Annotated in this window: 24 protein-coding genes; 18 read left to right on the plus strand and 6 right to left on the minus strand. The window is 68.6% G+C overall.

The window, feature by feature from the left end; genetic code table 11:
• Positions 1-6 precede the first annotated feature (6 nt).
• From ABD093_RS07220 to ABD093_RS07255, 8 genes are all read left to right on the plus strand, one after another.
• Positions 7-1,044, plus strand: a complete 1,038-nt coding sequence (locus ABD093_RS07220; protein ID WP_343923405.1) for an iron-siderophore ABC transporter substrate-binding protein — start codon at positions 7-9, stop codon at positions 1,042-1,044.
• 33 nt (positions 1,045-1,077) lie between these two features.
• Positions 1,078-2,124: a FecCD family ABC transporter permease gene (locus tag ABD093_RS07225; RefSeq protein WP_096197001.1), complete on the plus strand. Its 1,047-nt coding sequence runs from the start codon at positions 1,078-1,080 to the stop codon at positions 2,122-2,124.
• Entirely contained in the window at positions 2,121-3,236 is a 1,116-nt protein-coding gene (locus ABD093_RS07230) for a FecCD family ABC transporter permease (protein WP_096164475.1), read from the plus strand. The genes ABD093_RS07225 and ABD093_RS07230 overlap by 4 nt, the downstream gene beginning before the upstream one ends.
• Positions 3,233-4,054, plus strand: coding sequence for an ABC transporter ATP-binding protein (locus ABD093_RS07235; protein WP_096164474.1), 822 nt, complete (start codon positions 3,233-3,235; stop codon positions 4,052-4,054). The genes ABD093_RS07230 and ABD093_RS07235 overlap by 4 nt, the downstream gene beginning before the upstream one ends.
• 175 nt (positions 4,055-4,229) lie before the next feature.
• A complete protein-coding gene (locus tag ABD093_RS07240; protein ID WP_096164473.1) occupies positions 4,230-5,186 on the plus strand; it encodes an ATP-grasp domain-containing protein in 957 nt (318 codons plus the stop codon).
• Between the two features lie 246 nt (positions 5,187-5,432).
• Entirely contained in the window at positions 5,433-6,539 is a 1,107-nt protein-coding gene (locus tag ABD093_RS07245; RefSeq protein WP_096164472.1) for a baeRF2 domain-containing protein, read from the plus strand.
• 124 nt (positions 6,540-6,663) lie between these two features.
• A complete protein-coding gene (locus ABD093_RS07250; protein ID WP_096164471.1) occupies positions 6,664-6,990 on the plus strand; it encodes a plasmid stabilization protein in 327 nt (108 codons plus the stop codon).
• 275 nt (positions 6,991-7,265) lie between these two features.
• Entirely contained in the window at positions 7,266-8,648 is a 1,383-nt protein-coding gene (locus ABD093_RS07255) for a TerC family protein (protein ID WP_343923406.1), read from the plus strand.
• Positions 8,649-8,721: 73 nt separating this feature from the next.
• On the opposite strand, the gene ABD093_RS07260 is transcribed toward ABD093_RS07255, so the two are convergent.
• Together ABD093_RS07260 and ABD093_RS07265 are read right to left on the minus strand one after the other, a co-directional pair.
• The gene (locus tag ABD093_RS07260) at positions 8,722-9,387 is read right to left on the minus strand and encodes a lysoplasmalogenase (RefSeq protein WP_193117921.1); all 666 of its coding nucleotides are present in this window, start codon (positions 9,385-9,387) and stop codon (positions 8,722-8,724) included.
• A gap of 74 nt (positions 9,388-9,461) precedes the next feature.
• Positions 9,462-9,917 carry a globin domain-containing protein gene (locus ABD093_RS07265; protein WP_193117920.1) on the minus strand — a complete coding sequence of 152 codons (456 nt, stop codon included), beginning with the start codon at positions 9,915-9,917 and terminating at the stop codon, positions 9,462-9,464.
• A gap of 469 nt (positions 9,918-10,386) precedes the next feature.
• Between ABD093_RS07265 and ABD093_RS07270 the strand changes: the two genes are divergently transcribed.
• From ABD093_RS07270 to ABD093_RS07290, 5 genes are all read left to right on the plus strand, one after another.
• Positions 10,387-11,433 (plus strand): transglycosylase family protein, encoded by a 1,047-nt coding sequence (locus ABD093_RS07270; protein ID WP_226850359.1) that lies wholly within the window; start codon positions 10,387-10,389, stop codon positions 11,431-11,433.
• Positions 11,434-11,994: 561 nt separating this feature from the next.
• A complete protein-coding gene (locus ABD093_RS07275; protein ID WP_343923407.1) occupies positions 11,995-13,107 on the plus strand; it encodes an MFS transporter in 1,113 nt (370 codons plus the stop codon).
• 20 nt (positions 13,108-13,127) lie between these two features.
• Positions 13,128-13,463, plus strand: coding sequence for an MFS transporter (locus ABD093_RS07280; RefSeq protein ID WP_343923408.1), 336 nt, complete (start codon positions 13,128-13,130; stop codon positions 13,461-13,463).
• A 132-nt stretch (positions 13,464-13,595) separates the two neighbouring features.
• Positions 13,596-14,777, plus strand: coding sequence for a Gfo/Idh/MocA family protein (locus ABD093_RS07285; protein WP_343923409.1), 1,182 nt, complete (start codon positions 13,596-13,598; stop codon positions 14,775-14,777).
• 159 nt (positions 14,778-14,936) lie between these two features.
• Positions 14,937-15,785 (plus strand): sugar phosphate isomerase/epimerase family protein, encoded by an 849-nt coding sequence (locus tag ABD093_RS07290; protein ID WP_343923410.1) that lies wholly within the window; start codon positions 14,937-14,939, stop codon positions 15,783-15,785.
• A 199-nt stretch (positions 15,786-15,984) separates the two neighbouring features.
• Here ABD093_RS07290 and ABD093_RS07295 read toward each other — a convergent pair whose 3' ends face one another.
• On the minus strand, positions 15,985-16,440 hold the full coding sequence (locus tag ABD093_RS07295; protein ID WP_193117915.1) for a hypothetical protein: 456 nt from the start codon (positions 16,438-16,440) through the stop codon (positions 15,985-15,987).
• Between the two features lie 217 nt (positions 16,441-16,657).
• Here ABD093_RS07295 and ABD093_RS07300 point away from each other — a divergent pair, with 217 nt between their 5' ends.
• The 3 genes from ABD093_RS07300 (at position 16,658) to ABD093_RS07310 (ending at position 19,684) form a co-directional block, all read left to right on the plus strand.
• On the plus strand, positions 16,658-17,461 hold the full coding sequence (locus ABD093_RS07300) for a SurA N-terminal domain-containing protein (protein ID WP_193117914.1): 804 nt from the start codon (positions 16,658-16,660) through the stop codon (positions 17,459-17,461).
• A 302-nt stretch (positions 17,462-17,763) separates the two neighbouring features.
• Positions 17,764-19,212 carry an MDR family MFS transporter gene (locus ABD093_RS07305; protein WP_193117913.1) on the plus strand — a complete coding sequence of 483 codons (1,449 nt, stop codon included), beginning with the start codon at positions 17,764-17,766 and terminating at the stop codon, positions 19,210-19,212.
• Positions 19,213-19,363: 151 nt separating this feature from the next.
• Positions 19,364-19,684 (plus strand): putative quinol monooxygenase, encoded by a 321-nt coding sequence (locus ABD093_RS07310; RefSeq protein WP_193117912.1) that lies wholly within the window; start codon positions 19,364-19,366, stop codon positions 19,682-19,684.
• Between the two features lie 108 nt (positions 19,685-19,792).
• Here ABD093_RS07310 and ABD093_RS07315 read toward each other — a convergent pair whose 3' ends face one another.
• The 3 genes from ABD093_RS07315 to ABD093_RS07325 form a co-directional block, all read right to left on the minus strand.
• On the minus strand, positions 19,793-20,563 hold the full coding sequence (locus tag ABD093_RS07315) for a DUF899 family protein (RefSeq protein WP_343923411.1): 771 nt from the start codon (positions 20,561-20,563) through the stop codon (positions 19,793-19,795).
• A 3-nt stretch (positions 20,564-20,566) separates the two neighbouring features.
• Positions 20,567-21,193: a dihydrofolate reductase family protein gene (locus ABD093_RS07320; RefSeq protein WP_193117910.1), complete on the minus strand. Its 627-nt coding sequence runs from the start codon at positions 21,191-21,193 to the stop codon at positions 20,567-20,569.
• A gap of 153 nt (positions 21,194-21,346) precedes the next feature.
• On the minus strand, positions 21,347-22,408 hold the full coding sequence (locus tag ABD093_RS07325; protein ID WP_343923412.1) for a tellurite resistance/C4-dicarboxylate transporter family protein: 1,062 nt from the start codon (positions 22,406-22,408) through the stop codon (positions 21,347-21,349).
• Positions 22,409-22,957: 549 nt separating this feature from the next.
• On the opposite strand from ABD093_RS07325, the gene betT reads away from it, so the two are divergent.
• Both betT and ABD093_RS07335 read left to right on the plus strand, forming a co-directional pair.
• Positions 22,958-25,252, plus strand: coding sequence for a choline BCCT transporter BetT (betT, locus tag ABD093_RS07330; protein WP_343923413.1), 2,295 nt, complete (start codon positions 22,958-22,960; stop codon positions 25,250-25,252).
• Positions 25,245-26,729 (plus strand): aldehyde dehydrogenase family protein, encoded by a 1,485-nt coding sequence (locus ABD093_RS07335; RefSeq protein ID WP_343923414.1) that lies wholly within the window; start codon positions 25,245-25,247, stop codon positions 26,727-26,729. Before betT ends, ABD093_RS07335 begins: the two co-directional genes overlap by 8 nt.
• The last annotated feature ends 93 nt before the right edge of the window (positions 26,730-26,822 follow it).

Genomic DNA, 26,822 nt, shown 5'->3' on the forward strand with positions numbered 1-26,822 from the left:
GCCACCATGCCCCGCTTCTCACGCCGCACGTTCGCCGGCTCCGCCGCCGTCCTCGCCGCCGTCCTGGCCGGCTGCTCCTCGAACGAGGCGACCGATGCCGTCTCCGGCGCCTCCGACGCAGGCGGCACCGACGGCGAGATCTCCATCGACCACGCTTTCGGCACCACCACCATCCCGGCGAAGCCCGAGGTCGTCACCACCGTTGCCTGGGCGAACCACGAGGTGCCGCTGGCCCTCGACGTGGCGCCCGCCGGCATGGCGGCCGCGACGTTCGGCGACGATGACACCGACGGTCTGCTCCCGTGGGTGAGCGAGAAGCTCGAAGAGCTCGGCGCGGAGATCCCGGTGCTGTTCGACGAATCCGACGGCATCGACTTCGAGGGCGTCGCGGACACCGCCCCGGACGTGATCCTGGCGGCCTACTCCGGCCTCACGCAGGAGGATTACGACACCCTCTCCCAGATCGCGCCGACCGTCCCGTTCCCCGAGATCGCCTGGGGCACGTCCTGGCGCGACATGATCACGACCAATGCCACCGGCATGGGCATGGCCTCCGAGGGCGAAGCGCTGATCGCCGAGCTCGAGGGGCAGATCGAGGAGGCCGTGGCCGCACATCCCGCGATCGCCGGGAAGAACGTCATGTTCCTGACCCACGTGGACACCACGGACCTCTCGGAGGTCAGCTTCTACACCGCCCACGACACCCGCACCATGTTCTTCGAGGACCTCGGCATGACCATCGCCCCGAGCGTGGTCGCCGCCTCCGAGGAGACCGACGAGTTCTCCTCGACGGTGAGCGCCGAGCAGGCCGACACCTTCTCGGACGTCGAGATCATCGTGACCTACGGCGACGACTCGCTGCTCGAGGCGCTCGCGGCCGATCCGCTGCTCTCGCAGATGCCTGCCGTCCAGCACGGCGCCGTGGTGAACCTCGCCGGCGACAGCCCCCTGGGCACGGCGGCGAATCCGACGCCGCTGGCGATCTCCTACATCCTCGAGGACTACCTGGCCGAGCTGGACCGCGCGGCCTCGGCCAGCGCCTGATCGGGCCTCTCCGTCGTCCCTGACGCTCCTGCCATGACACGTACCGCGACCGCCGTGCCCGGGACCACCGCCGCTCTGCTGCGGCGGGGGTCCCGGATTCGCACGCTCTGGCTGCTCATCACCCTGGTGGCCCTCACCGCCCTCCTGGCGCTCTCGGTGACCATCGGCTCGCGCGACGTGGGCCTCGACGACATCCTCGCCGCGCTCGGCGGCTCGACCGACGGCTTCGGCCCGGCAGCGGTCGCCAAGCGCATCCCCCGCACCCTGCTCGCCGTGGCCGCCGGGGCCGCCCTCGGCGTCTCCGGGGCCGTCATGCAGGGCGTGACCCGCAACCCGCTCGCGGATCCGGGGATCCTCGGCATCAACACCGGGGCTTCGCTCGCCGTGGTGATCGGCATCGCCCACTTCGGGCTCACCGCCGCCTCGAGCTACATCTGGGTCGCGATCGTCGGCGCCGCGGCCACCGCGGTGCTGGTGTACGTGCTGGGCTCCCTCGGCCGGGGCGGCGCCACCCCGCTCAAGCTCGCCCTGGCCGGAGCCGCCACCGGAGCGGCCCTGACCTCCTTCATCAGTGCCGTCGTGCTTCCACGCTCCGACATCGGCGACAGCGTGCGCTCGTGGCAGATCGGCGGCGTCGGCGGCGGCACCTATGCCTCGCTGCAGCAGGTGGCGCCGTTCCTCCTCGCCGGGCTCGCCCTGGCCCTGCTCAGCGCCCGCGGGTTGAACACCCTGGCCCTCGGCGACGAGCTCGCCGCCGGTCTCGGCGAGCGCGTGGGGCTCACCCGGGCGGTCGCTGCGCTCGGCGCCGTGGTGCTCTGCGGCGCAGCGACCGCGGTGACCGGGCCGATCGGATTCGTCGGCCTCGTGGTCCCGCACGCCTGCCGACTGCTGATCGGTGTGGACCACCGGTGGCTGCTGCCCTTCAGCGCCGTCACCGGTGCTGCTCTGCTGACAGCGGCCGACGTGCTCGGTCGGATCGTCTCGCGACCCGCCGAGCTCGACGTCGGCATCGTCACCGCGCTCCTCGGTGCCCCGTTCTTCCTCGCCATCGTGCGCCGGCAGAAGCTGACGGGCCTATGAGCACCACCACCCGCGACGCCACCGCCGCGAGCTCATCCGCGCCCTCGCCCTCAACCCTGCCCTCGACCTCGACCGTGCCCGCCGGGCGGACCCTCGACCGGGTGCGCACGGTCCGACGCCGTCGCCGTGCCCGTGCGCTCGCCACGATCGGCGTGCTCTCGCTGCTCATCCTCGCCGTGTTCTGCCTCTCCCTCATGGTCGGGCGCACCGTCTACCCGGCGAGCGATGTGGTGCGGGTGCTCGCCGGCCAGGACGTGCCGGGCGCATCCTTCACCGTGGGCACCCTGCGCCTGCCCCGAGCGGTGCTCGCGGCGCTCGCCGGAGCCTGCTTCGGGCTGGGCGGGGTGACTTTCCAGACCATGCTGCGGAACCCCCTCGCCAGCCCGGACATCATCGGGATCTCCTCCGGGGCGAGCGCCGCCGCGGCCTTCGGCATCGTCATCCTGGGGCTCTCGGGCACGGCCGTGTCCCTGCTCGCGATCCTCGCCGGGCTCGGCGTGGCCGTGCTGATCTATGCCCTGTCGTATCGCGGAGGGGTGGCCGGGACCCGGCTGATCCTGGTCGGGATCGGTATCGCGGCGATGCTGCAGTCGGTCACGGACTGGGTGCTGTCCAAGGCCGGGCAATGGGATCTGCAGGAAGCGCTGCGCTGGCTCACCGGCAGCCTGAACAACACCTCCTGGGACCAGGCGCTGCCGGTGCTCGGCGCTCTCGTGGTGCTCTCCCCCGTGCTGCTGTCGCGCGCGAAGGAACTGCGCGTCACCGAGCTCGGGGACGACGCCGCGCAGGCGCTCGGCGTGCGGGTCGACCGCACCCGGTTGATCGTCGTCGTGTCCGCCGTCGGCCTCATCGCCTTCGCCACCGCGGCGTGCGGGCCGATCGCGTTCGTCGCGTTCCTGTCCGGGCCGATCGCCGCGAGGATCGTCGGCCCGGGCTCCTCCGCCCTGGTGCCCGCCGCGCTGGTCGGCGCACTGCTGGTGCTGAGCGCGGACCTCGTGGGCCAGTACGCCACCGGCACCCGCTATCCGGTCGGCGTCGTCACCGGCGTGCTCGGAGCGCCGTACCTGATCTATCTCATCATCCGCGTGAACCGTCGAGGGAGCTCCCTATGACCACCGACCACACCCTGCGCGTGGAGGACTTGACCCTCGGCTACGGCGACCGCACCGTGATCGAGGGCCTCGACCTGTCGGTGCTGCCCGGCAGGGTCACCTCGATCGTGGGAGCCAACGCGTCGGGCAAATCCACCCTGCTGCGCTCCATGTCGCGCCTGCTCACCCCGCGCAGCGGACAGGTGCTCCTGGACGGGGAGCAGGTGCACCGCATGCCCGCCAAGCAGCTGGCACGCACCCTGGGCCTGCTCCCGCAGTCCCCGATCACTCCCGAGGGGATCACCGTCGCGGATCTCGTGGGCAGGGGGCGCCACCCCCACCAGGGGATCTTCTCCCGCTGGAGCGCTGCGGACGACGAGGCCGTGGCGGCGGCGCTGGACACGACCCGCTCCGCCGAGCTCGCGGACCGCCCGGTCGACGAGCTCTCGGGCGGCCAGCGCCAGCGGGTCTGGATCGCCATGGCCCTCGCCCAGGACACCGATGTGCTGCTGCTGGACGAACCCACCACCTTCCTGGACGTCAGTCATCAGGTCGAGGTGCTGGATCTGCTGACGGACCTGAACAGCGCGCGCGGGATCACGATCGTCATGGTGCTGCACGACCTGAATCTCGCCGCACGGTACAGCGACCAGCTGGTCATGATCTCCGCGGGCGCAGTCCGAGCCAGCGGCCCGCCCGCCGAGGTCCTCACCGAGGAGGGCGTCCAGGAGGTGTTCGGTCTGACCAGCCGGGTCATCGACGACCCCGTCTCCGGGCTCCCCCTGGTGCTCCCCATCGGCCGTCACCGCGTCCGACCCGCACCGCAGAGCAGCCGATGACCGGAACGCCGGGGCGCGGGGACACCGCGACCCCAGCGGCCTCGAGCGCAGCAGCTGCCCCCTCCCTCCGCGGCACGTCTCGGCGCGCTGGGCGGGCCATCGGGGCTCCTGCCGCGCTCGACCCCTCGGGCCACTAGGCTGATAGTCCGCCTTCTGAAGCCCCCAAGGAGAACTGATGTCCAGCTCGTCCGCCGCCGTGCACGTGCTGCACGACAACCCGGAGTGGATCCCGCCGTTCCGTCGCGCCTTCGAGGCCGAGGGGGTCCCGCTCGTGGAATGGCACCTCGGCGACGGAACCCTCGACCTGGACGCGGAACCGCCGCGCGGCGTGATCTGGTCCCGGCTCAGCGCCTCCTCGCACACCCGCGGCGCTCCCCTCGCGAAGGACGCGGCGCGGTCGATCACCGCCTGGGCCGCCTCCTGGGGCCGACGCGTGGTCAATGGGCAGCATGTCGCCGATCTCGAGGTCAGCAAGGTCATCCAGCATGCGACCCTGCGACGCGCCGGCTTCGACGTGCCCCGCACCATCGCGGTGTTCGGCCGCGACGGCCTGATCGGCGCCGCGCAGGACATCGAGGCGCCCTTCATCACCAAGCACAACCAGGGCGGCAAGGGCCTCGGGGTGCGTCGCTTCGATGACCACGGGTCCTTCGCCGCCTATGTGCGTGGGGAGGACTTCGAGCAGGCGGCCGACGGCATCACCCTGCTGCAGGAGCTGCTGGTCGCCTCCGAGCCCGCCATCACGCGCGCCGAGTTCGTGGGCGGGCAGTTCGTCTGCGCGGTCCGCGTGGACACCTCGGCCGGCGGGTTCGAGCTGTGCCCCGCCGAGGCCTGCGCCCTGCCCGGCGCAGGAGACGACGGCGTCGCCCCCGAGCCGATGTTCCGACTCCGCCCCGAGGTCAGTGCCGAGGACCCGCTGATCCAGCGATACGCAGCCCTGCTGACGGACCTCGGGATCGAGATCGCCGGCATCGAGTACATGACGACGACCGATGGGCGCACCGTCACGTACGACGTCAACACGAACACCAACTACAACCCGGACGTCGAAGCGGGTCTCGAGGTCTCCGCCGCACGTCGCATCGCCCGTTACCTCGGCGGCCTTCTGCACGAGGCGGAGCAGGCCCGCTGACGGCGCGAGCACCCCACCGCCCGGGAGCTGGTGCCTGACATCGGGCTCGCCGGTCGGCTCACCGGTCGCGTCGTCGGTCGGGTCATCCGTCGAGTCGTCGGTCGGGTCGTCGGACGAATCGTCGGACGCTTCGCCGTTGCGCTTGCGGCTGACCCTCCCGCATGGAAAGGTGACATGACCCACGCGGCGCAATGAGGCCGAGCTGGGAGCTCGGTCCCCGCACGTCCAGCACGCAGGAGGTCATCCGTGAAACTGCCCTGGCTGAAGTCGGCCCTCGAAACCCCCGGCCCGATCACATCGGTCCACCTGGACACGACCCGCACCGATCCGAACGCCGCCGGCGAGCTGGAGGCCCGCTGGGCCCGGATGCGCTCGGAGCTCTCCTCCTCCGGCACGCCGGACGTGATCCTGGAGCAGATCGAGGAGACCGTCCTGGCCCCGTCGCCCGTCGGCGGACGGAACGGTCGCACCGTCCTGGCCACCGATGCGGAGATCCTCGTGGATCGCGTGCTGGCGGCACCGCCGCTGCAGGAATCCGCGCACCGAGGCGACCACCCCCAGCTGCTGCCCCTGATGCAGCTGATCCCCTTCGCCGTCAGCCAGCTCCTGATCGTCGTGGACCGCGCCGGAGCGGATCTCCACCTGCGCGCCCCGGACAACCCCTCGATCGCGCACGGACCGAACGACCTCGGTGAGGACGCCCACGTCGAGGGCGGCCACGACGAGCTGCACAAGGCGCATGCCGGCGGAGGCACCCAGCACGGGTGGCGCGGCAGCAACTTCGAGGCACGGGTCGAGGACTCCTGGGAGCGCAATGCCGATGCCGTGGCCTCGACCGTCGAGAGGCTGCTGCGCGAGCACTCCCCCGACATGCTCATGCTCAGCGGCGACGTCCGGGCGGTGGGTCTGCTCAAGGACGCGCTGGGCCGGGAGAGCCGGGAGCGGGTGATCGAGGTCCCCGGCGGCACCCGCGGCGTCGCCTTCGACCGCGGCTCGTTCCGCGAGGAGCTGGTGCGCGCCACCGAGCAGTTCGTCGCCGACCGTCAGCAGGATCTGGCGGAGCGGTTCCATGAGAGCCAGGCCCGCGACGGAGCGTCCGTCGGCGGCTCCGCCGAAGTGGCCCAGGCCCTGGGCAGAGGCCAGGTGGAGGAGCTGATCTTCGTCACCGGGAACGCCCCCGCCGGTATCGAGGAGCTGCTGCGACAGTCGCTGCTCACCGATGCCGCCGTCTCCGCCCTCCCGGAGGATGCGGCCGGGATCCCCGAAGGCGTCGGGGCGCTGCTGCGCTGGCGCGATGACAGCACGCCCTCCAACAGCATCGGCAGCATGACGGGAGACTCCCGACGGGAGTGACGGCGCGGCAGGACCGTCCGGTCCGACTCCTCGACGGGCCGCACGTCGCCGCCCACGATGGAGGAGCAGGATCCGCGCGGATGCTGCGCACGCCGGGACCACGGATCGAGAGAGGTGGGACGACATGCCGGAAGCATGGAACGCCAAGCGAGAGCGTCAGTACGACCACGTCAAGAAGAGCCAGATCGATCAGGGACGATCGGAGGATGAGGCCGAGGAGATCGCCGCCCGGACGGTCAACAAGACGCGTGCCCAGGAGGGTGAGTCCGAGGAGTCGAGCAAGACCTCCACACAGGACAAGTCCCCGTCGGAGCGCGGCGGGGAGCGTTCCCACTCGGGCCCGCAGGGCCGCACCAAGGACCAGCTCTACGAGGACGCCAAGCGACAGGGCGTCGAGGGCCGCTCGACCATGGACAAGGACGAGCTGAAGGACGCGGTCGAGGACCGCTGACGCCGGGACCGGACCGGCAGCAGAGCCCGTAGGACCGGCGCGTGGATGCTCCCACGCCCGGATCTGCGGGCTCTGCTGCTTGCTCTACGGCGCCGACGGGGCCTTCAGACGCTCTCGAGGCGGCTGTGTAGACTCTTCGATGGCAACGGGGGAGTATCCGCCACGCTGTGCACGTCATCACGAGGGCCGCCGTCGGCACTCCGGGCGCAGCGGCCTGTCGGGGGTCTCGGCAGGTGGAGAGACCCGGGTCCATTCCGCGACCCGAAAGCAGCACTATGTCCGTCCCCCCTGTCATCTGGATCCTGACGATCGTCCTGATCCTCGGTCTCCTGGCCTTCGACTACGTCTTCCACGTCCGCAAGGCGCACATCCCCACGATCGGCGAGGCCGCACTCTGGACCGGGATCTACCAAGGCATCGCGCTCCTGTTCGGGATCACGGTGTTCGTCGTCGGGGGCCCCACGATGGGCACCGAGTTCTTCGCCGGCTGGGTCACCGAGCTGGCGCTCTCGGTCGACAACCTCTTCGTCTTCCTCATCATCCTGGGCGCCTTCGCGGTGCCCCGTCAGGATCAGCAGAAGGTGCTGCTGTTCGGCATCGCGTTCGCGATCATCGCCCGTGGCGGCATGATCGCCATCGGCGCCGTGGCGATCGATCGTCTGTCGTTCGCGTTCTACATCTTCGGAGCGTTCCTGCTGTACACAGCGGTCAAGATGATCATCGACGAGGTCAGCGGGGACGCCGACGAGGACGAGGAGCAGAAGGACGGCATCTTCGTCCGCCTGGTCAAGAAGGTTCTGCCGGCGAGCGACGAGTTCGATGGCGACAAGCTGTTCACCATCGAGAACGGCAAGCGCGTCCTCACTCCGATGCTGCTGGTCATGGTCGCCATCGGCGGCACCGACCTGCTGTTCGCCCTCGACTCGATCCCGGCGATCTTCGGCCTCACCCAGACCACGTTCATCGTGTTCACCGCGACGGCATTCTCGCTGCTGGGCCTGCGCCAGATGTTCTTCCTCATCGACGGCCTGCTGGACCGGCTCGTCTATCTCTCCTACGGCCTCTCGATCATCCTCGCCTTCATCGGCGTGAAGCTGGTCCTGCACGCCCTGCACGAGAACGAGCTGCCGTTCATCAACGGCGGCGAGCCGCTGAACGTCCCCGAGGTCACCACGGGCCTCTCCCTGAGCGTCATCATCGTGACCCTCGCGGTGACCGTCCTCATCTCCCTGGTGTCCCCCAAGGGACGCGCGCAGGCCGCGGTCAACAACGCGCATCGCGAGGCCGTCGCCTACCAGGAGATGACCTACGAGAGCTTCGAGAGCCGGCGCGATGAGATGTACGAGCGGATGCTCGAGCACGAGCGGATCATCGAGGGGCTCCCTGCGAAGTTCCAGGACCTGGTGGTCTCTGAGCGCAACGTGACAGAGCTGCTGTCCGACGCCCACGCGGTCCATGCGCAGCGGGTGCGCTTCAACGAGCGGGGAGAGCGGTCCGATGAGCAGCCCGACGGCCTGCTCGTCACCCGGGAGGACGGCACGGTCGCGACCGATCCCAACGGCAACGTCATCACCGTCGCCGAGGAGGAGAGGGTCCGCGCGACCAAGAAGGCCAAGCGCCTTGAGCGCGAGCAGGCTCGCGCCGAGCGCGTGAGCTGACCCCGCACGGCTTCGACGGCTCCTCACGGATCATCCGTGGGGAGCCGTCCTCGTCCCCCAGGGAGCCGCGCACTCACCCGGTGCGTGCCACCCGGGTCGGACGGGGCTCTGCGGCGACGCGACGCACCGAGAGCACCAGCAGCAGCTGGGCGAGCATGTAGGTGCTCATCACCCAGAACCCCTGGACGGGCAGGGTGAGCACCCCGAAGGCGTCCAGGGCGATCAGGGAATCGGAGACGACGAAGACGGCGCCCCCGATGCCGGCGCGCGCGCCGAGGCCCGTCGCGAGCACGGCCATGATCACGATCGCCGCCGCATAGACGATGATCGCGGGCAGCAACGGCCCAGCCTGCCCCGCACACAGCGCGCAGATCAGCACGGCAGCGGCGACATACGGGACCAGCAGCGAAGGCCGCGCGAGCACCGAACGGTGGCGCCTGGGCCAGAAAGCCGCCGCATACAGCAGGTGCGCGACCAGGAAAGCCGCCAGCATCCCGACGAAGGACTGGCTCTCCGGCAGGAGACGGGGCACGGCATCCCCCACCCAGGACAGACCCAGAGCTCCCAGCGTCAGGACCACCAGACGGCCCCGCGGGGCCGTCGTGCCCGTCCAGAGCACCATGGCGAGGGCGGGCATCAGCAGGACCTGCGTGACGCCCGAGATCATCACCGCACCGAGCAGCTGGGCGCCAAGATGTACGGACGACACCACGGCGACGACGAGCAGAGCGAGCCTCATGGACGAAGCGTAGAGGGAGCCGGACGCGGTGGCCCAGGCCGACGGGGTGCGGAATACGGGGCGCGGGGAAGGGGTCAGTCGCCGGGCGCGCTCGGCCCGTCCCAGGTCCAGGTGTGGACGGGAGCATCGGAGGGAACGGCCACCGACGCAGCGGGATACCGGTTCAGAACGTCACGGGTCATCCAGGTCCAGTACTCCACGATCGCGGTGGCCGCAGGGTCGGGGATGCCTGCCTGGGCCACGGCGCGTGCGAAGACGGCGATTCCCGCCTCGTCGAAATCCTCGTGGATGCCGTTCCCCGCATGGAGGCGATCCATGTGTGCGGGCGCACCGTAGGACTCGGTGTAGGCAGAGGGGCCTCCGAGCGCCTGGGCCAGGTAGGTCGCCAGCCGCTCCTCATGGTCCGCGGCATACCCGTGGGAGAACGCGTGAGCCACCACCGGGTCGGTCACCGCCAGATCGTGCCAGCACCTCGCGATGCTCCTCATGGCGTCCATCCCGCCAGCGGCGTCGAAGATGTTCTGCTCCATGCGCCCAGGATATTCCTGCCGGGCAGGTCGGAGCGAAGAGACCGGGGCATCGGGGCCCGGCACCTGCGCGCGCGCTGCCCGTTCCGGCCCGCCTCCGAGGCCTGGCTCACGATCGTCGTGACCATCCCGTGACCTACCAGACACCGGGTGACTCAGGTCCCATCCCCGCTCCCACGTGCAGGAAGAGCATCATCGCCGCAGGTCAGCGGATCAGTCGAGCGAGCGAAGAAAGGTCATCCCTGCTTCCGGTCTATGTAAAGGCTCGGTCAGTTCGGGCCGACACCCTTGCTTCGAGGGGGGACCGCCCCCGTACGGTGGCCATCGTTCAGCAGACGCGAGATACGCGACGCGACGACCGTGCTATCCACGGGAGGCGCGACCCCCGCGAGATATGTGAAAGGACGTGTCTATGTCCCCGCACAACACACACGCCATTCGGACCCCGAAGACCGCCACGCTCCGCCGCAGCATGACCCGCACGGCTGTCGGCCTCGCCGGGGGCGCACTCGTCGCCACCGGCATGCTCGCCACCGGCGGCGCCGCGAACGCTGCCGGCGGCTGGGACAGCGTCGCCGCCTGCGAGTCCGGCGGCAACTGGTCGATCAACACCGGCAACGGCTACTACGGCGGCCTGCAGTTCTCCCAGTCGACCTGGGAGGGCTTCGGCGGCACGCAGTACGCCTCGACCGCCGACCAGGCCTCGAAGAGCCAGCAGATCGCCATCGCCGAGAAGGTGCTCGCCACGCAGGGCAAGGGCGCCTGGCCCACCTGCGGCGTCAGCCTCACGGGGGGCGCGGACACCTCCAACGCCCCGTCTGCGGACAGCGGCAGCTCCGACTCCACCTCGAACCGCGACTCCGAGCGCAAGGCCGATCGTTCCAACGATCGCAAGCCCGCCGAGAAGCAGGGCGACTGGAGCTGCAACGGCGACGGCATCGCGGACAACTGCGATGACAACGGCTTCACCAAGGAGACCGAGAAGAAGCAGCAGGCTCCGAAGCAGACCGAGCAGAAGCAGCAGGAGGCCCCGAAGCAGCAGGAGGCTCCGAAGCAGAAGGCTCAGAAGCCCGCCGCTCCGGCCGAGAAGCAGGGCGACTGGAGCTGCAACGGCGACGGCATCGCGGACAACTGCGACGACAACGGCTTCACCAAGGAGACCGAGAAGAAGCAGCAGGCCGAGAAGCCCGCCGCTCAGGCCGAGGCTCCCAAGCAGTCCGACGCCGGCTCGCATGCCTCCGCGGATCTCTCCGTGGCCGGCACGCTCGATGTCGACGGCAAGATGGGCACCAACACCATCACCGCCCTCCAGGATTGGCTGGGCGTGGAGCAGACCGGTGACATGAACGAGGAGACCACCCTCGCGCTCCAGGGCTGGGCCAAGACCGACCAGGACGGCAAGATCGGCGAGAACACCGTGGCCGGCCTGCAGCACGAGATCGGCGCCACCCAGAACGGCTCCGACGAGATCGATGGGGACACCGTGAAGGTCCTGCAGACCTTCCTGAACCTCTACTGATCCTTCCGCGGCGCACGCGCCGCACCTGCGGTCACACCGCACTCCCCCGGACGGCCGGGTCACCCTCAGGGTGGCCCGGCCGTCCGTCGTCGTGCCTCCTGACTCTGGGATCCGGGTTCCTGATTCCAGGTCCCGGGCGCCGAGCGCCGTGCTCCGGGTTCCGGGTTCCGGATCGATCAACGGTCGACGCGCTCCTCGAGCACCACTGCACTCCACGCAGGGGTGCACACCCAGCCCGCGCGGCAACCAATGGCAACTTGGGCCATTCCACAACGTGCAACACACATCACTATTGAGATGACGACACCTCCGCCTTGCAGATGCACAGGTGAGAGACCCGCGATACGCGATATACCGTCTGCGCATCTCCTTGGCACCCGTTCCATCACCGTGCAACTCGTGGCAAGAAGCACCAGCTTTCACCCGTCGCGGCCAGACTCGAATCACTCGTTCCGTACGGCTGCCTCAGCCACGGCGACCATGGCGACCCAGAGCCTTCATCCGCACCGTGATGCGTGTGATCGCCGCGCCACTCAAGGATGAGACTGAAGGAGCACAACGATGAGCACCAATCACACGGGGACGCCGTTGCCGTCCGTATCGCCGCCGCCCGTCGGATCCACCGCCGTGGCGAAGCGCCCGTTCAGCCTCCGGGACAAGATCGGCTACATGTTCGGAGACTTCGGGAACGACTTCACGTTCATCCTGCAGTCCACGTTCTTCCTGATCTTCTACACCAACGTGATGGGCATCAGCGCCGCCCACGTCGGCACCCTGCTGTTCGCCGCACGCATCCTCGACGCCTTCACCGACATCGGCTCCGGCCGCCTGGTCGACACCCTGCGACCCGGGCGGAGCGGCCGCTTCAAGCCCTGGTTGCTGCGCATCATGATCCCGGTCGCTGGGGCCTCCTTCCTCATGTTCTCCCCGTTCCTGCAGGACGGCAGCTACGGCATGCGCCTGGCCTGGATGGTCGTCACCTATGTCCTGTGGGGCTCAGTCTTCTACACCCTGATCAACATCCCCTACGGCTCGATGGCCTCGGTCATCTCCAACAAGGCCGGCGAGCGCGCTTCACTGTCCGTGTTCCGCTCGCTCGGTGCGACGCTGGCGAATCTCGCCATCTCCGTGGTCCTGCCGCTGATCGTGTTCGTCCAGATCGACGGCCAGTCCGAACTCTCCGGCACCCGAATGATGCTGGCCGCCGCCGGCTGCGGCGTACTCGCCATCGTCTGCTACCTGATGTGCTTCGCCAACGTCGAGGAGCGCATCACGACCCCGCCGAAGCCCAAGGAGGAGCGCATGGGTTTCGCGAAGACGATGGGCACCTTGGTCACGAACCGCGCCCTGACCGGCATGATCGCCAGCTCGCTGTTTATGCTGGTCGCCTTCATGACGCTCGGTACGATCATGCCTTTCCTGTTCAACGAATACTTCAACGACGGCCAGCTGCTCAGCGCCGTGAATTTTGTGGGCCTCGCTCCGACCCTGCTGATGGTCCCCGTCGCGGCCAGGCTTGCCGGGGCCGTCGGTAAGAAGGAGATCGGCATGGTCGGCTTGCTGCTCGCCGTCGTCGCCGGCCTGGTGCTGTTCGTCGTGCGCACAGACAGTCCATATTTCTTCATGTTCGGCTACGCGGTGCTCATGCTCGGCGTCGCCTGCCTGAACATCTGATCTGGGCGTTCATCACCGATGTGATCGACTTCCAGGAGATTCGCACCGGGGAGCGCAATGACGCGACCGTGTACGCCACCTACTCCTGGGCCCGTAAGCTCGGCCAGGCCGTCGCCGGCGGCCTCACCGGGTGGGCGCTGACGTGGATCGGCTACGTATCCACCGCCGGTGAGCACATCATCCAGACGGATCAGGTGCTCGACGGGATCTACTCCCTCGCCACACTGCTTCCGGCGCTGCTGCTGCTGGTCTCCCTGTTGGCGCTGATCTTCTGGTACCCGCTGTCCAAGAAGCGCGTCGACGAGAATGTTGCGACACTGGCGGCCAAGCACGAGTCCCAGAGCTCGCACTCCTGAACCCCGTCGTCGGCGGTCCTTTCGAGGGGTCAGCGACGACCTCGTACCCCCGATACCGCCAGCGCGGCACAACCACCGATTTCCTCGGCCCGCCCCGCGGGTCAGAACCTTTCACCGTAGACAGGAGACACCATGTCGGAGAAGACAGAGAAGTCAGTACGGCTCGGCATCATCGGACTGGGCGCCCAGGGCGGCATGTACGCCGGGCTGCTCGCCGACGGCAAGATCGAGGGCATGACCCTCGGCGCGATCGCCGATATCGACCCGGCCAAGAAGGACCTCGCCGCGGAGAAGCACGCGGGAATCCCCTTCTTCGACGACTACATCGCGATGCTCGACTCTGGCGACGTCGACGCCGTCGTCACCACCGTGCCGCACTTCCTGCACTCGGAGATGACCATCACCGCGATCGGCAAGGGCATCCACACCCTCACTGAGAAGCCGGCCGGCGTCTACACCAAGCAGGTCGAGGAGATGAACGACTTCGCGGCCGCTCACCCCGAGACCACCTTCGCCATCATGTTCAACCAGCGCACCAACCCCGTCTACACGGATCTGAAGGCGCTGATCGACTCCGGCGAGCTGGGCACGCTGCGCCACACCTCGTGGATCATCACCACCTGGTGGCGTCCGCAGGGCTACTACGACCAGTCGGCCTGGCGTGCGACCTGGGGCGGCGAGGGCGGCGGCGTGCTCGTGAACCAGGCTCCCCACCAGCTGGACCTGTGGCAGTGGCTGTGCGGCACCCCGAAGAAGGTCTTCGCGAAGCTCGCCTTCGGCTTCCAGCGCGACATCGCCACCGAGGACGAGGTCAACGCTCTCGTCGACTTCGGCGACGGCGCCACCGGGCACTTCATGACCTCCACGAACGACATCATCGGCACCGACCGCCTGGAGATGCTGTTCGACAAGGGCAAGGTCATCGTGGACGCCTCGAAGAAGGTGACCATCACCCGCCTCCAGGAGGACGAGCGCTCCCTGAGCGACAAGATGACGATGCAGGACGTCGCCAAGCTCTTCCGCGGCGAGATGGACCCCTCCGAGGTCTACACCGTCGAGGAGAAGGACTACGAGTCGGCCTGGGGCCAGCAGCACATCAGCGTGCTGACCAACTTCGCCGCGCACGTCAACGACGGCACCCCGCTGATCGCCGACGGCGCCGAGGGCATCAACGGCGTGCGCCTGGCCTCGGGCATGCAGCTGTCGGCCTGGACCGGACGCGAGATCGACCTGGTCGACTACCCGGCCGACGAGTACCTCGCCGAGCTCAACAAGCGCATCGAGGCCGAGGGCGAGTTCCCCGTCCGCTCCTGATCGCGCAGCGGGCCCGGGGAGGCGAGCACCAGCACGCCTCCCCGGGCCCGCACCGACTGCACACGGCCGACCGCGAATGACGCCCGTCGGCCGCACGACCACCGCACCACCCGGACCGCGCGTCCCAGGCGCCGCCCGATGACTCCAAGGAGAACACCTATGCCCGTGCTCGGACTCCAGCTCATGATGCTCAAGGACCAGATCAACGAGAAGGGGATGTACGAGGTGCTGCGCGATGTGCGCGAGCTCGACATCGACGCCGTCGAGGTCTCCCAGGTGGAGATGACCGACGAGCTCATCGACGACCTCGTGCGCGGCAAGGCGGACTTCGGCGTCGAGACCGCCGCCATGAGCGCCTCGATCGCCCCCGGTGGCAACGGCTTCGCCCTCGAGACCGAGTTCGAGCGCGCCGTCGAGGCCTGCACGAAGACCGGCTCGCGCTTCCTGCGCATCGGCATGATGCCCTTCGAGGCCATGACCTCGAAGCAGGCCTGCGAGGAGTGGGCAGCCTCGGTCGAGCCCTACGCCGCCCGCCTCGCCGAGCAGGGCGTGACGCTGTGCTATCACAACCACCACGTGGATCTCATCCAGTTCGAGGGTGAGCGGATATTCGACATCGTGCGTCGGGTGGCCCCGTCCCTGCTGTTCGAGGTGGACCTCCACTGGGTCCAGCGCGGCGGCATGGCTCCGCTGGACATGCTGGCCGCCTACTCAGGCGCCTGCAAGCTCATCCACGTCAAGGACTTCCGGGTAGCCCCTCTGGACGCGGAGGTCTACCGAAAGTTCGAGGCGAAGGAGATCGACATGAAGGAGTTCTACAGCGCCTTCCTGTCCCTCGGTCAGTTCGCCGAGGTGGGCCAGGGCAACATGAACTGGCCGGAGCTGCTGCCGGCGGCCGAGAAGGCCGGCGCCGAGTACTTCCTCATCGAGCAGGACGACACCTACGGGCGCGACCCGATGGACTGCATCCGCGACTCCCGCGAGTACCTGAAGTCCATCGGGTACTGATCCGGCCCGACGCCACAGGCCACGATGCCCGGCACCTCCCTCTCGACGGGCGGTGCCGGGCATCGTGCTGTCCTGCTCTCTCCGCGTCGTCGCGTCGTCGCGTCGTCACGTCGTCACGTCGTCACGTCGTCGCCTCGTGGCGTCTCCACCTCATCGCGCCGCCGCCTCATGGCGTCGTCGGCTCTTCACGTCGTCGGCCTCAGGCGGCAGGCAGCAGGTAGGTGCGGATCTCGCGGATCTTCGCCGTCTTCGTGGCGCCCGCGAAGCGGATCACGTGGCAGAAGTCCACGCGTTCCTCACCACGCACGAGATAGCCGTCGCAGGCGGCGTGCCGACCGTGACTGAGGACGGTGAGGATCTCGCCGTGGTCGGCGTCGAACGGCGGCGGGACGATCGCGCCCTTCGGGCTGTCACTGGCGCTGTCGTTGGTGCTGGTGTTCTTGGTGTCGCCGTTGCTGTCACTGCCGGCAGTGTCCCCGTCAGCGCTGCTCGCGGCGTCCCCCGGATCCTGCGCACCGACCAGGATCCAGCGGGCGTCGACGGCGAGCCACTCCTGCACAAGGGCGTCATCCCCCGATGCCCAGGCCGTGATGACCTCGGCGACGAGCGCCATCCGTGGCGAGTTGCCGCAATCCGTCGCTGTCCTCAGATCCATGCCTGACACCCTAGGTGGGCTCTGCATCCGCGTCCCGGCCTTATGAGAAACGGAGCCGGAAGCCCGCGCTCCTTCCCCGCGAGCAACTCCAGCCGTTACCCTTTCGTGACACTACCCACGGAACGCGAGTTCCTGACCGGTCTCTGAGCGGTCCTGCAACGCGATGTCAGGTTTCGGGGCGTAGCGTCGCCCGCGCCGCTCAATCTCAGGAGGCACAGTGAAGGTCCCCAGCACCTCGAAGCTCCGCAACTCTTTCGTCGCCATCTCGTTCGCCGCCGTCCTCGCCCTCACCGGGTGCAGCGACGACAAGGCTGCCCCGTCGGGCGCCAGCGACGGCGGCGGCGAGCAGCCAGCCGCCGCTAGTGATGGCGGAGGCGCCCCTCAGCCCGGCGGCGAGCAGGCGATGCCCGAGGCCGACACCTCCGACGTCCCCGACGTCGTCGCCGAGGTCAACGGGGAGAAGATCTCCAAGGACGAGTTCGTCAAGGCCTACGAGCCCCAGTTCCAGCAGGCCTCGATGCAGCAGCAGTCCACCGGCCAGGAGATCAACCAGGCCGACCTGAAGAAGCAGGTCGCCGGCCAGCTGGTCGACAACCGCCTTCTGCTGCAGGCAGCCTCGGACGCCGGCATCAAGGCCTCCGACAAGGACATCGACGCCACGCTCGAGGACATCGCCGCACAGAACGGCATGGGCTCCGCCGACGAGGTCGTCAAGGCCCTGGAGCAGCAGGGCATGAGCGAGGACGACGTGCGCAAGGACGCCGCCTCCCAGTTCACCCTGACGACGTACATCGAGCAGGAAGCCGATATCAAGAAGCCGAGCGACGAGGAGCTCAAGACGCAGTACGACCAGCTCGTCGCCCAGCAGGAGCAGTCCGGCGGCCAGCAGGGCGAGGTCCCGCCCTTCGAGGACGTCAAGGACCAGCTGGCCGATCAGGCGACCTCCCAGCAGCAGGGCGAGGCGGCGACGACGATGGCGAAGGATCTGCGCGAGAAGGGCGACGTCACGATCAACCTCTGAGAGCGCGTTCGAGGACACGATCACGCTCTGAGGAACGAACCTCTCGCTCCTGACCCACAAGCCAGCAGTATCCGCTGACTCCCCCGACCGGTGCCGCCGCCCTCGCCAGGGCTGCGGCACCGGTCTGGGGAGTGCGTCGTGCCTGCGTGCCATGTCACCCGGGCACCGCACAATGCCACACGCTCGGCGAGATAGTTGCAGTGGATGCAAGATCGGCCCTAGTGTGCGAAAGGACGGCTCGCCGCAGCTCAGCCTGCGACGGGCCGCATCGAGCGAGAGAACCGAGACGGAGAGGCGTCGATGTGACAAGGGAGAGCGGCGCACCCGCCCCGTTCAACCGGAACGTCGTGCTCGCGACGCTGGTCTCAGGAGCGTTCATCGTCATCCTGAACCAGACGTTACTGAACACTGCACTGCCGGAATTCATGCGCGACTTCGACATCACCGCGAACTCCGCGCAGTGGGTCACCACGATCTTCATGCTGGTCAACGGCATCATGATCCCGATCACCGCGTTCCTGATCCAGAAGTTCACCACCCGGTCGCTGTTCTTCGCGGCGATGGGCCTGTTCACGATCGGTACGGTGATCTGCGCCCTCGCGCCGGCCTTCTCGGTGCTGCTGATCGGCCGTGTCGTCCAGGCGGCCGGCGGCGGCATCATCATGCCGCTGATGCAGACGATCCTGTTCGCCGTGTTCCCGCTCGAGAAGCGCGGCTCGGCGATGGGCACCTTCGGCCTCGTGATCGCCTTCGCCCCGGCGATCGGCCCCAGCCTCTCGGGCTGGATCGTGGATCACCTGCCCTGGCAGACGCTGTTCATCATGCTGGTGCCGATCGCGATCATCGACATCATCGTCGCGTCGTTCATCCTCAAGAACGTCACCGAGCGCACCCACCCGCGGCTGGACGTGCTGTCGATCGTCCTGTCCACGTTCGGTTTCGGTGGCCTGCTCTTCGGCCTCGGCACCGCGGGGAACACCGGATGGGGCAGTCCCGAGGTGCTCATCTCCCTCGCGGTCGGCGTGGTCTCGCTGGTGTGGTTCATCCGCCGCCAGGGACGCCTCGAGCAGCCGATCCTCGAGTTCCGCGTTCTGCGCTTCCGCATGTTCACCCTCGGCACCGTGCTGGGCATGCTCGTGTTCATGGCGATGATCGGCGGGATGCTGATGATCCCGCTGTACATGCAGAACATGACCGAGCACAGTGCGATGGACTCCGGTCTCGTGCTGCTGCCCGGCGCCGTGGCGATGGGCCTGATGTCCCCAGTGACGGGGCGGATCTTCGACCGCTTCGGGGCCAAGTGGCTGGCCATCATCGGCTTCGCCCTGGTGACGGTCACGACGTTCCTGCTCGCCACTCTCACCCCGACCACCACGTTCGCCTACATCGCGATCGTCAACGCCTTCCGCATGTTCGGCACGGCCATGGTGATCATGCCGGTCACCACCGCCGCCCTGAACCAGCTGCCGCAGCACCTCATCCCCCACGGCACGGCCCTGAACAACACGCTGCGCCAGATCGCCGCGTCCGTGGGAACCGCCGTGCTGGTCACCGTGATGACCTCTGCCGCGCTGGACCCCGCGACCCATGGGGCACAGGGTCCGATCCACGGCGTGAACGTCGCGTTCATCGTGGCCGGCGGCTTCAGCCTGCTGGGACTCATCGGAGCCTTCTTCATCCGCGCCTTGACCCCGCAGACGATCCACTCCGGGCACTCCGATCCCGGCGACACGGGCCTCACGGAGGACTGATCACCGGCCGAGGGCAACTCCTCGGCACCGCGATCGCCCGGGCGATCGCGGTGGCCGGAGGCGTTCCTGCCCTGCGAGAATGGCTCTATCGGCCTGGTTGCGGGACAGGCAGGCCGCCCCACTCATCTCTTCGTCCCGGAAGGACCTGATCATGATCCTCATCAACGTGAAGTTCCCCGTGAAGCCCGAGTTCGCGGACCAGTGGCCCGAGCTCTCCCGCGAGTTCACCGAGACCACGCTCGCCGAGCCGGGCAACCTGTGGTTCGAGTGGTCGCGCAGCGTCAAGGAGCCCAACACCTATGTGCTCATCGAGGCGTTCACCGACGAGGGCGCCGGACCCCACGTGAACTCCCCGCACTTCGCCACGATGCAGCAGGAGTTCCCGCAGTACCTCGAGGCCACGCCGCAGATCATCTCCCAGCAGATCGAGAGCGACGGCTGGGGTCCCATGGGAGAGATCCAGGTCGACTGATTCGCCGGTCCGGCGCGTCTCGGCACTCCCCGGCGCGTCTCGGCCCTTCCCTGCGCGACTCGGCACTCCGCGGCGCAGCCCGGGGCTGACATCGCAGCGCGGCAACGGTCAGTGGGCCCCATGCCGGCCGAGCGTCGTCACGGGGGCGGCGCCGGGCCGGGTCCACTGCGGCACGGGCCGGCTGGTCCCTCCCCCGGTGGAGTTCCCCTCGGCGTCGGTGCGCCAGGACCAGCAGGCATGGCGACCCTCCGGCCAGCCCTCGGGGGTGTCCTCCCAGCTCTCGCCGCGCCCGTAGGTGGTCATGTCGAGCAGGCCCATGGCGACGTTGACGCGTTCGTTGCCCCGACCGGTGGTGCGGTAGGTGAGGAACACGCGATCCCCGTCGCGCAGGAAGCTCGCGAGGTAGCCCATCTCGCCGCCGACGGGTTCGTCGAGCGTGCGCACCGAGTACCAGGGCACCTGGGTGTATCCCATGAACTCGGTGTACGGCGCGACCTCCTCCCATGGCCCCGTGGTGAGGATCGCCAGGGAGACGTCATGGGCGTGGAGATAGGTGACGTCCTGCAGGTGCCAAGCCGTGGTGGTGCAGCCTTCGCACTGGCCCTGATGCGGGGCTCCGTCGTGCCACATGTGCTGGTAGACCACGAGCCGATCGCGGCCCTCGAACAGGTCCCGGAAGGGCACCGGGCCGTCCTGGCCCACCACCTCGACGCCGCCGTCGATCTCCACCATGGGCAGCCATCGTCTCGCCGCCGCGATCGCATCCCCCTCGTGGGTATGCGCCTTCTCGCGCACCAGCAGCTCGTCCCGGACCTCCTGCCAGGTGGTCATGTCCACCACCGGCGGTCGTCCTGCGTTCCCGGCAGCATCCGTCGTCATCGCTCAGCGCTCCCAGGCGGTGCCGGGAGGTTCCGGCAGATAGGTCGGTACGTACTCGAGCAGCTGGAGACCGCCGGCGAAGGTGCGCGCCTCCGTGAGCTCCAGGCCGAAGTCCTCGAAGCGGTCCCAGATGCGCTCGAGGCCGGTGCGGCCCGTGATCACGGGGAACAGGATCACCCGGAACCGGTCCACGAGACCGGCCTTCATCAAGGAGTGGCTGAGGCGGATGCTGCCCACGGTGGTCAGCGGGAGGGACGAGGTCTGCTTCAGCTCCCGCACCGCCTCGACCGCGTCGGCGCTGATCAAGGTGGTGTTCGGCCAGGCGAGCGGCTCCTGGAGCGTCGAGGAGAAGACCACCTTCGGCAGCTGAGCCATCTCCTCGAAGCTTGCCTTCTCCTCCTCGGAGATCTCGATCTGCTCGGCCTGCTGCCCCATCTCGGACATCAGCCGGTAGGTGGTCGCTCCCATCAAGGAGACGTAGTCGGGCTCCCCGGCGAGCCAGTCGAGGTACTCGTCGCTCTGGAGTCCCCACCAGCCCGGCCAGCCCTCGCCGGCGGCGCAGCCGTCCAGCGAGAGGATGAAGTCGACGAGCAGCGGCTGTGCGGTGCGTGGTGCAGGGTTATCATCCATGAGTGGTCCTCGACGTCGAGAGATCCGGCCCGGGCGCGTGCAGGAACCAGGCTACGCCGCCAGGGCAGGCACCGCCATCGTGCGGCGCCCGACATCGAGGGCGTCGGCGGCCGACCGGTCGTCAGCGGAACGGGACGCCATCGGGACGGGACCTCAGCGTCCGACGGGACCACGCCGTGCCCCTCGTCCGATCGTCACGGCGAGACCCGCAGCGACCAGCAGCCAGGCGAGCAGGGCGACAACGAGGAACCCCGCCCCGATCGTCTCGACCGCCGGCATGTGCTCCACGCGCCCCAGCCGCATCGAGGCGACGGCGAACATGCCCAGCGGGAACACCATCGACCACAGGGCCGGGGTGTAGCGCAGCGGGATGCGATGGTTCAGGTGGCGCCAGATCCCGGCACCGACCAGCAGGGGCACCAGCCACGCCGCGAAGCACCAGAAGACGACGACGGTGCCGCCGATGAGCCCCCGGGCGGCGTCGACCATCGGCACCGAGCCCATGCCCACGATGCTCGCCCCGGCGACCACGGAGATCGCCAGCGCACCCATCGCCACCCAGTACGGCGGCTCGAACTGCTGCGGGGTGATGCCGTGGTGCACCACCCGCAGGATCACCAGCACGGCGATCCCGACGTAGAGGATCGTGCCCACCGACCAGGCCATCACGGTGGCGATGCCGAGCAGGTCGGCGAGGCGCGGCGTGGTGGGATGCAGGCCGGAGAGGCCGACGGCGAGGGACTGCGAGGCCACGGACCAGATGAACCAGGTGCCGTTGGTGCGGGCGAGGATCGGCTCGCCGTCCCGCATCATGAGCACCTGCCAGGGCAGCACATAGCCCAGCACCAGCCAGATCGCGGCCGCCACGATCAGCAGACCGATGGAGAGGCCCCCCAGACCATTGCCCTGAAGACCGGCCGCCAGCACCCCGGTGGCGGCGACGACCGTGAAGAACCCGAAGGCCGTCTCGGGATTCCTGGCATCGCCGAGCATCCGTCGGCCGTGGCGGATCGCGCGGGCCACGAAGAGAGCCACGAGCACCAGGTATGCCACCACGGCGAGCGCGAGCGCGACCTGTGAGGGACCCAGGAGCCCGGCTTCATGCAACGCGACCGACAGGATTCCGGTCGCCATCACCAGGGCGAAATAGCCTGGGGAGAGCCCGGAGATCGCACTGTCTGCTCGTACGGCGAGGCGGGAAGGCGTCCTGGTCACGCTCCATTGTGCCCACATGATCGGGCCCATGATGCCGCCCCGTGATCGCAGCCGTCGGCCGTGCGAGGAGATGAATTGTGCGACGGAAACGCGCGACGGACCGCGGAGAATTCCCGGACACCACCGGCAGGAATCACCTTGCGAATGCAACTCCCGCGCTCTGCGACAATCCCGGATCCACGGCAGGAGAATCCGCTCATCCCCCGGCGCCCGCCCGGCGCGGAGCCCTCACCTCGGTGCCGGCGCACCACAAGGCTCGCACCATGCTCCCGGACCTGCCTCTGGACACGGGGCCGCGACCACGGCACTCTGGGAGCCATACCGCTGGAGCCCACCACGCCGACGACGGCGTGCATTCTCGTGCGTTCCCCCTGACTGTTGTGTCACCCAGCTGGATGTCCAGTGGACCCTTTCCACCGGTGAACCTAGGGTATTAAGTTGTCCGCGGCCCGGTGGAGAGTCATCGGCCGCCGACACCGTCCCACCGCCGGGCCTGCTCGCTCGCGCGAACCGGTCCGCTCCGCTCGCACGTCGATCGAAAGGACCGTGATGGCCGAGGCCGCCAAGTCCCCTCGCCCCGCAGAATCCCCAGGCACCGGGAACGACCCCGGCGGGAGCGGAGCGGGATCTCCGACCGGCACCGGCGCTGCGGGCACCCATTCGGCCGTCAACTGGCCCGTGTTCATCGGCACCGCCACGATCATCGTCGCGTTCGTGCTGTTCGCAGCGATCTGGCCGAGCACCGCCGAGACCGTCATCTTCGGATCGATGGCCTGGATCGCGACCAACTTCGGCTGGTACTACGTCCTCACCGCCGGCATCGTCGTGGTGTTCGTGCTGATCGTCGCCTTCTCCAGGGTGGGCGGGACCCGGATGGGTCCGGACCATTCGCTGCCGAAGTACAACATGTTCACGTGGGCGGCCATGCTGTTCGCGGCCGGCATCGGCGTGGACCTCATGTTCTTCGGGATCTCCGGACCGGCCACGAACTTCCTCACCCCGCCGGACGTCCCTGCCGGCTCGGACGAGGCCGCCCGGATGGCGACGATCTGGACGATCTTCCACTACGGGATCCCCGGCTGGGCGATGTATGCGCTGATGGGAATGGCCTTCGGGCTCTTCGCCTATCGGTATCACCTGCCGCTGTCGATCCGCTCTGCCCTGGCCCCGATCTTCGGCAAGCGGATCCACGGCGCCGTGGGCCACGTCGCCGAGATCGGCGCGACGATCGGCACCATCTTCGGCATCTCGGTGTCGCTCGGCATCGGCGTCGTGTTCCTGAACTTCGGTCTCTCCGCCCTGTTCGGCATCCCGAACTCGATGGCGGTGCAGATCGCGCTCATGGCGCTGGCCGTGTTCATCACGATCCTCTCGACCGTCTCCGGCGTGGACAAGGGGATCCGTCGGCTCTCCGAGCTCAACGTGATCCTGGCCCTGGTGCTGATGCTCTGGGTGCTGTTCTCGGGCAGCACGCACGAGCTGCTCAACGCCCTGGTGCAGAACATCGGCGACTTCTTCTCGCGGTTCCCCTCGATGCTGATGAACACCTTCGCCTACAGCGAGGGGGCGACCGACTACCCCTCCGATCAGTGGATGGCCGACTGGACGCTGTTCTTCTGGGCGTGGTGGATCGCCTGGGCGCCCTTCGTGAGCCTGTTCCTCGCGCGCATCTCCCGCGGCCGCACGCTGCGCCAGTTCGTGGTGGGCGTGCTGCTGATCCCCTTCGCCTTCATCCTGCTGTGGGTCTCGATCTTCGGCAACGCGGCCCTGAGCTTCTTCGGGGATGCAGAGTTCCTCGATCTTGCCGTGAACCAGCCCGAATCCGGCTTCTTCAACCTGCTCGAGCAGTACCCGGGGGCGACCTTCACCGTCTCCCTCGCTCTGCTCACAGGTCTGTTCTTCTACACCACCTCGGCGGATTCCGGCTCGCTGGTGATGGCGAACATGACGTCCAAGGCCTCGATGAATGATTCGGACGGTCCGCCGTGGCTGCGCATCGTGTGGGCCGTGATCACCGGCGCACTGACTCTGGTGATGCTGTTCATCAACGGCGTCTACACGCTGCAGGCCGCGACCGTGGTGGTCGGGCTGCCGCTGTCGGTGATGCTGTACCTGGTCATGTACAGCCTGTGGAAGGTGCTGAAGACGGAGAGCATGAACCTCGAGTCCCGTCGGGCCGCACTGCCCGCGCTGCTCACCAGCCGCGTGCGGGAGGCCGACGGGGGCGATCGTGGATCCTGGCGCCAGCGCCTGTCCCATCGCATGTCCTACGCGGACGAGGAGAAGGCCCGCAGCTTCGTGGAGACCGTCGCCGCGCCCGCCATCGAGGAGGTCGCCGCGGAGCTCACCAAGCTCGGTGCCGACGTCTCCTGCCACCGCGGTGACCACCCCGACAGCACGGTCCCGTTCGTGGACCTGGTGGTCACCTTCCCCGACGCGGAGGACTTCAAGTACCAGGCCTATCCCGTCGCCTACTCGGTGCCGAGCTTCGCCGCGAACCTCGCCACCGTGCGCGACGTCTACTTCCGCCTCGAGATCTTCTCGATGCTGGGCTCCCGCGGCCGCGACATCATGGGGTACACCAAGGATCAGGTCATATCCGACGTCCTGGACTCCTACGATGCCCACATCATGTACCTCACCATGAGCCAGGAGATCGGCACCGCGACCGGCACCATCGCGGTCAGCGCACCCGACACCTGGCTCGACACGGATCAGATCGACCACTCTGATCAGCACGATCCGACGAACACGCACGATCACCCGACCGATCCCACACCCGTCACCGACGAGCCCGGGACGACGACCACGACGACGAAGACCACGAAGGAGAGCAATGACTGACAGCATCGCCACCCTGTTCATCGACGGGAAGTGGGTGCCCTCGTCCACCGGCGAGACCCGCACCGTCATCTGCCCCGCGGACCAGTCCGAGGTCGGCGTCGTCTCCGAGGCGAGCGCCGAGGACGTCGACCGCGCGATCCTCGCGGCCCGTGCGGCCTTCGAGTCCCGCGTGTGGGCCGACAAGCCGGCCTCCGAGCGCGGCGACTTCCTGCTGCAGGTCGCCGACCAGCTCCAGGAGCGCAAGGCGGAGTTCGCCCGCGCCGAGGCCTTCGACACCGGCAAGCGCCTGGTCGAGGCCGAGGGCGACATGGACGACATCACCGCCTGCTTCCGCTACTTCGGGAAGGTCGCGGGCCAGAACCCGGGCCGCCTGGTCGACGCCGGGGACGACAGCGTGATCTCGCGCGTGGTGCACGAGCCGATCGGCGTGTGCGGCATGATCACGCCCTGGAACTTCCCGCTGCTGCAGGCCGCATGGAAGATCGCCCCGGCCCTGGCCGCCGGCAACTCCTTCATCATCAAGCCCGCGGAGCTCACCCCGCACACCACGATCCTGATCGTGGACGTGATGGACAAGCTGGGCCTGCCCGCCGGGGTGGCGAACCTGGTGCTCGGCTCCGGCGCCGTGGTCGGCGCCCCGCTGTCCTCGCACCCGGAGATCGACCTGGTCTCCTTCACCGGCGGCCTGGTCACCGGCCGGAAGATCGCCGCCTCTGCCGCCGAGAGCATCAAGAAGGTCGCCCTCGAGCTCGGCGGGAAGAACCCCAACGTGATCTTCGCCGACGCCGACTACGAGGCCGCGCTCGACAATGCGCTGAACGCCGCCTTCATGGACTCCGGTCTGCTCTGCTCCGCTGGCACGCGCCTGATCCTGCAGGACACGATCGCCGAGCAGTTCGTCGATGACCTGGTGGCCCGCGCCGAGGGCATCGTCATGGGCGGCCCCCTGGACGAGAAGGCCGAGACCGGGCCCCTGATCTCGAAGGAGCACCGCGACAAGGTCACCGACTACGTGAAGCGCGGCATCGAGGCCGGGGGCCGGCTGCGCACGGGCAACCACTGGGGCGGCGCGGAGCTCGAGCAGGGCTACTTCTACGCGCCGACCATCCTGGACCGGTGCACCGCGGAGAACCCCGCCGTGGTCGAGGAGGGCTTCGGCCCCGTCATCACGGTCGAGACCTTCTCCACCGAGGAGGAGGCGATCGCGATCGCCAACAACACCGAGTACGGCCTGGCCGGCGCGGTGTGGACCTCGAACTCCGGGATCGCGAACCGGGTCTCGCGGCGGCTGCGCCACGGCACCATCTGGATCAACGACTTCCACCCCTACCTGCCGCAGGCGGAGTGGGGCGGCTTCAAGATGTCCGGCGTGGGCCGCGAGCTGGGCCCCACCGGTCTCGAGGAGTACACCGAGTCCAAGCACATCTATGAGAACACCGAACCGGCCGTGACCGGCTGGTTCCCCCGCAAGGGCTGACCAGCCCCTCGCCCGGGGCCGCACCTCGTGGTCCCGGGCGGCGCTTTCGCTCTCCCGGCCGCCGCCGCGAGCGGTCTTCCCGCTCGCGGGCGC

Origin of the sequence: Brachybacterium tyrofermentans, from assembly GCF_039526165.1 — a bacterium.
In the GTDB taxonomy this organism is placed as follows: Bacteria; Actinomycetota; Actinomycetes; order Actinomycetales; family Dermabacteraceae; genus Brachybacterium; species Brachybacterium tyrofermentans.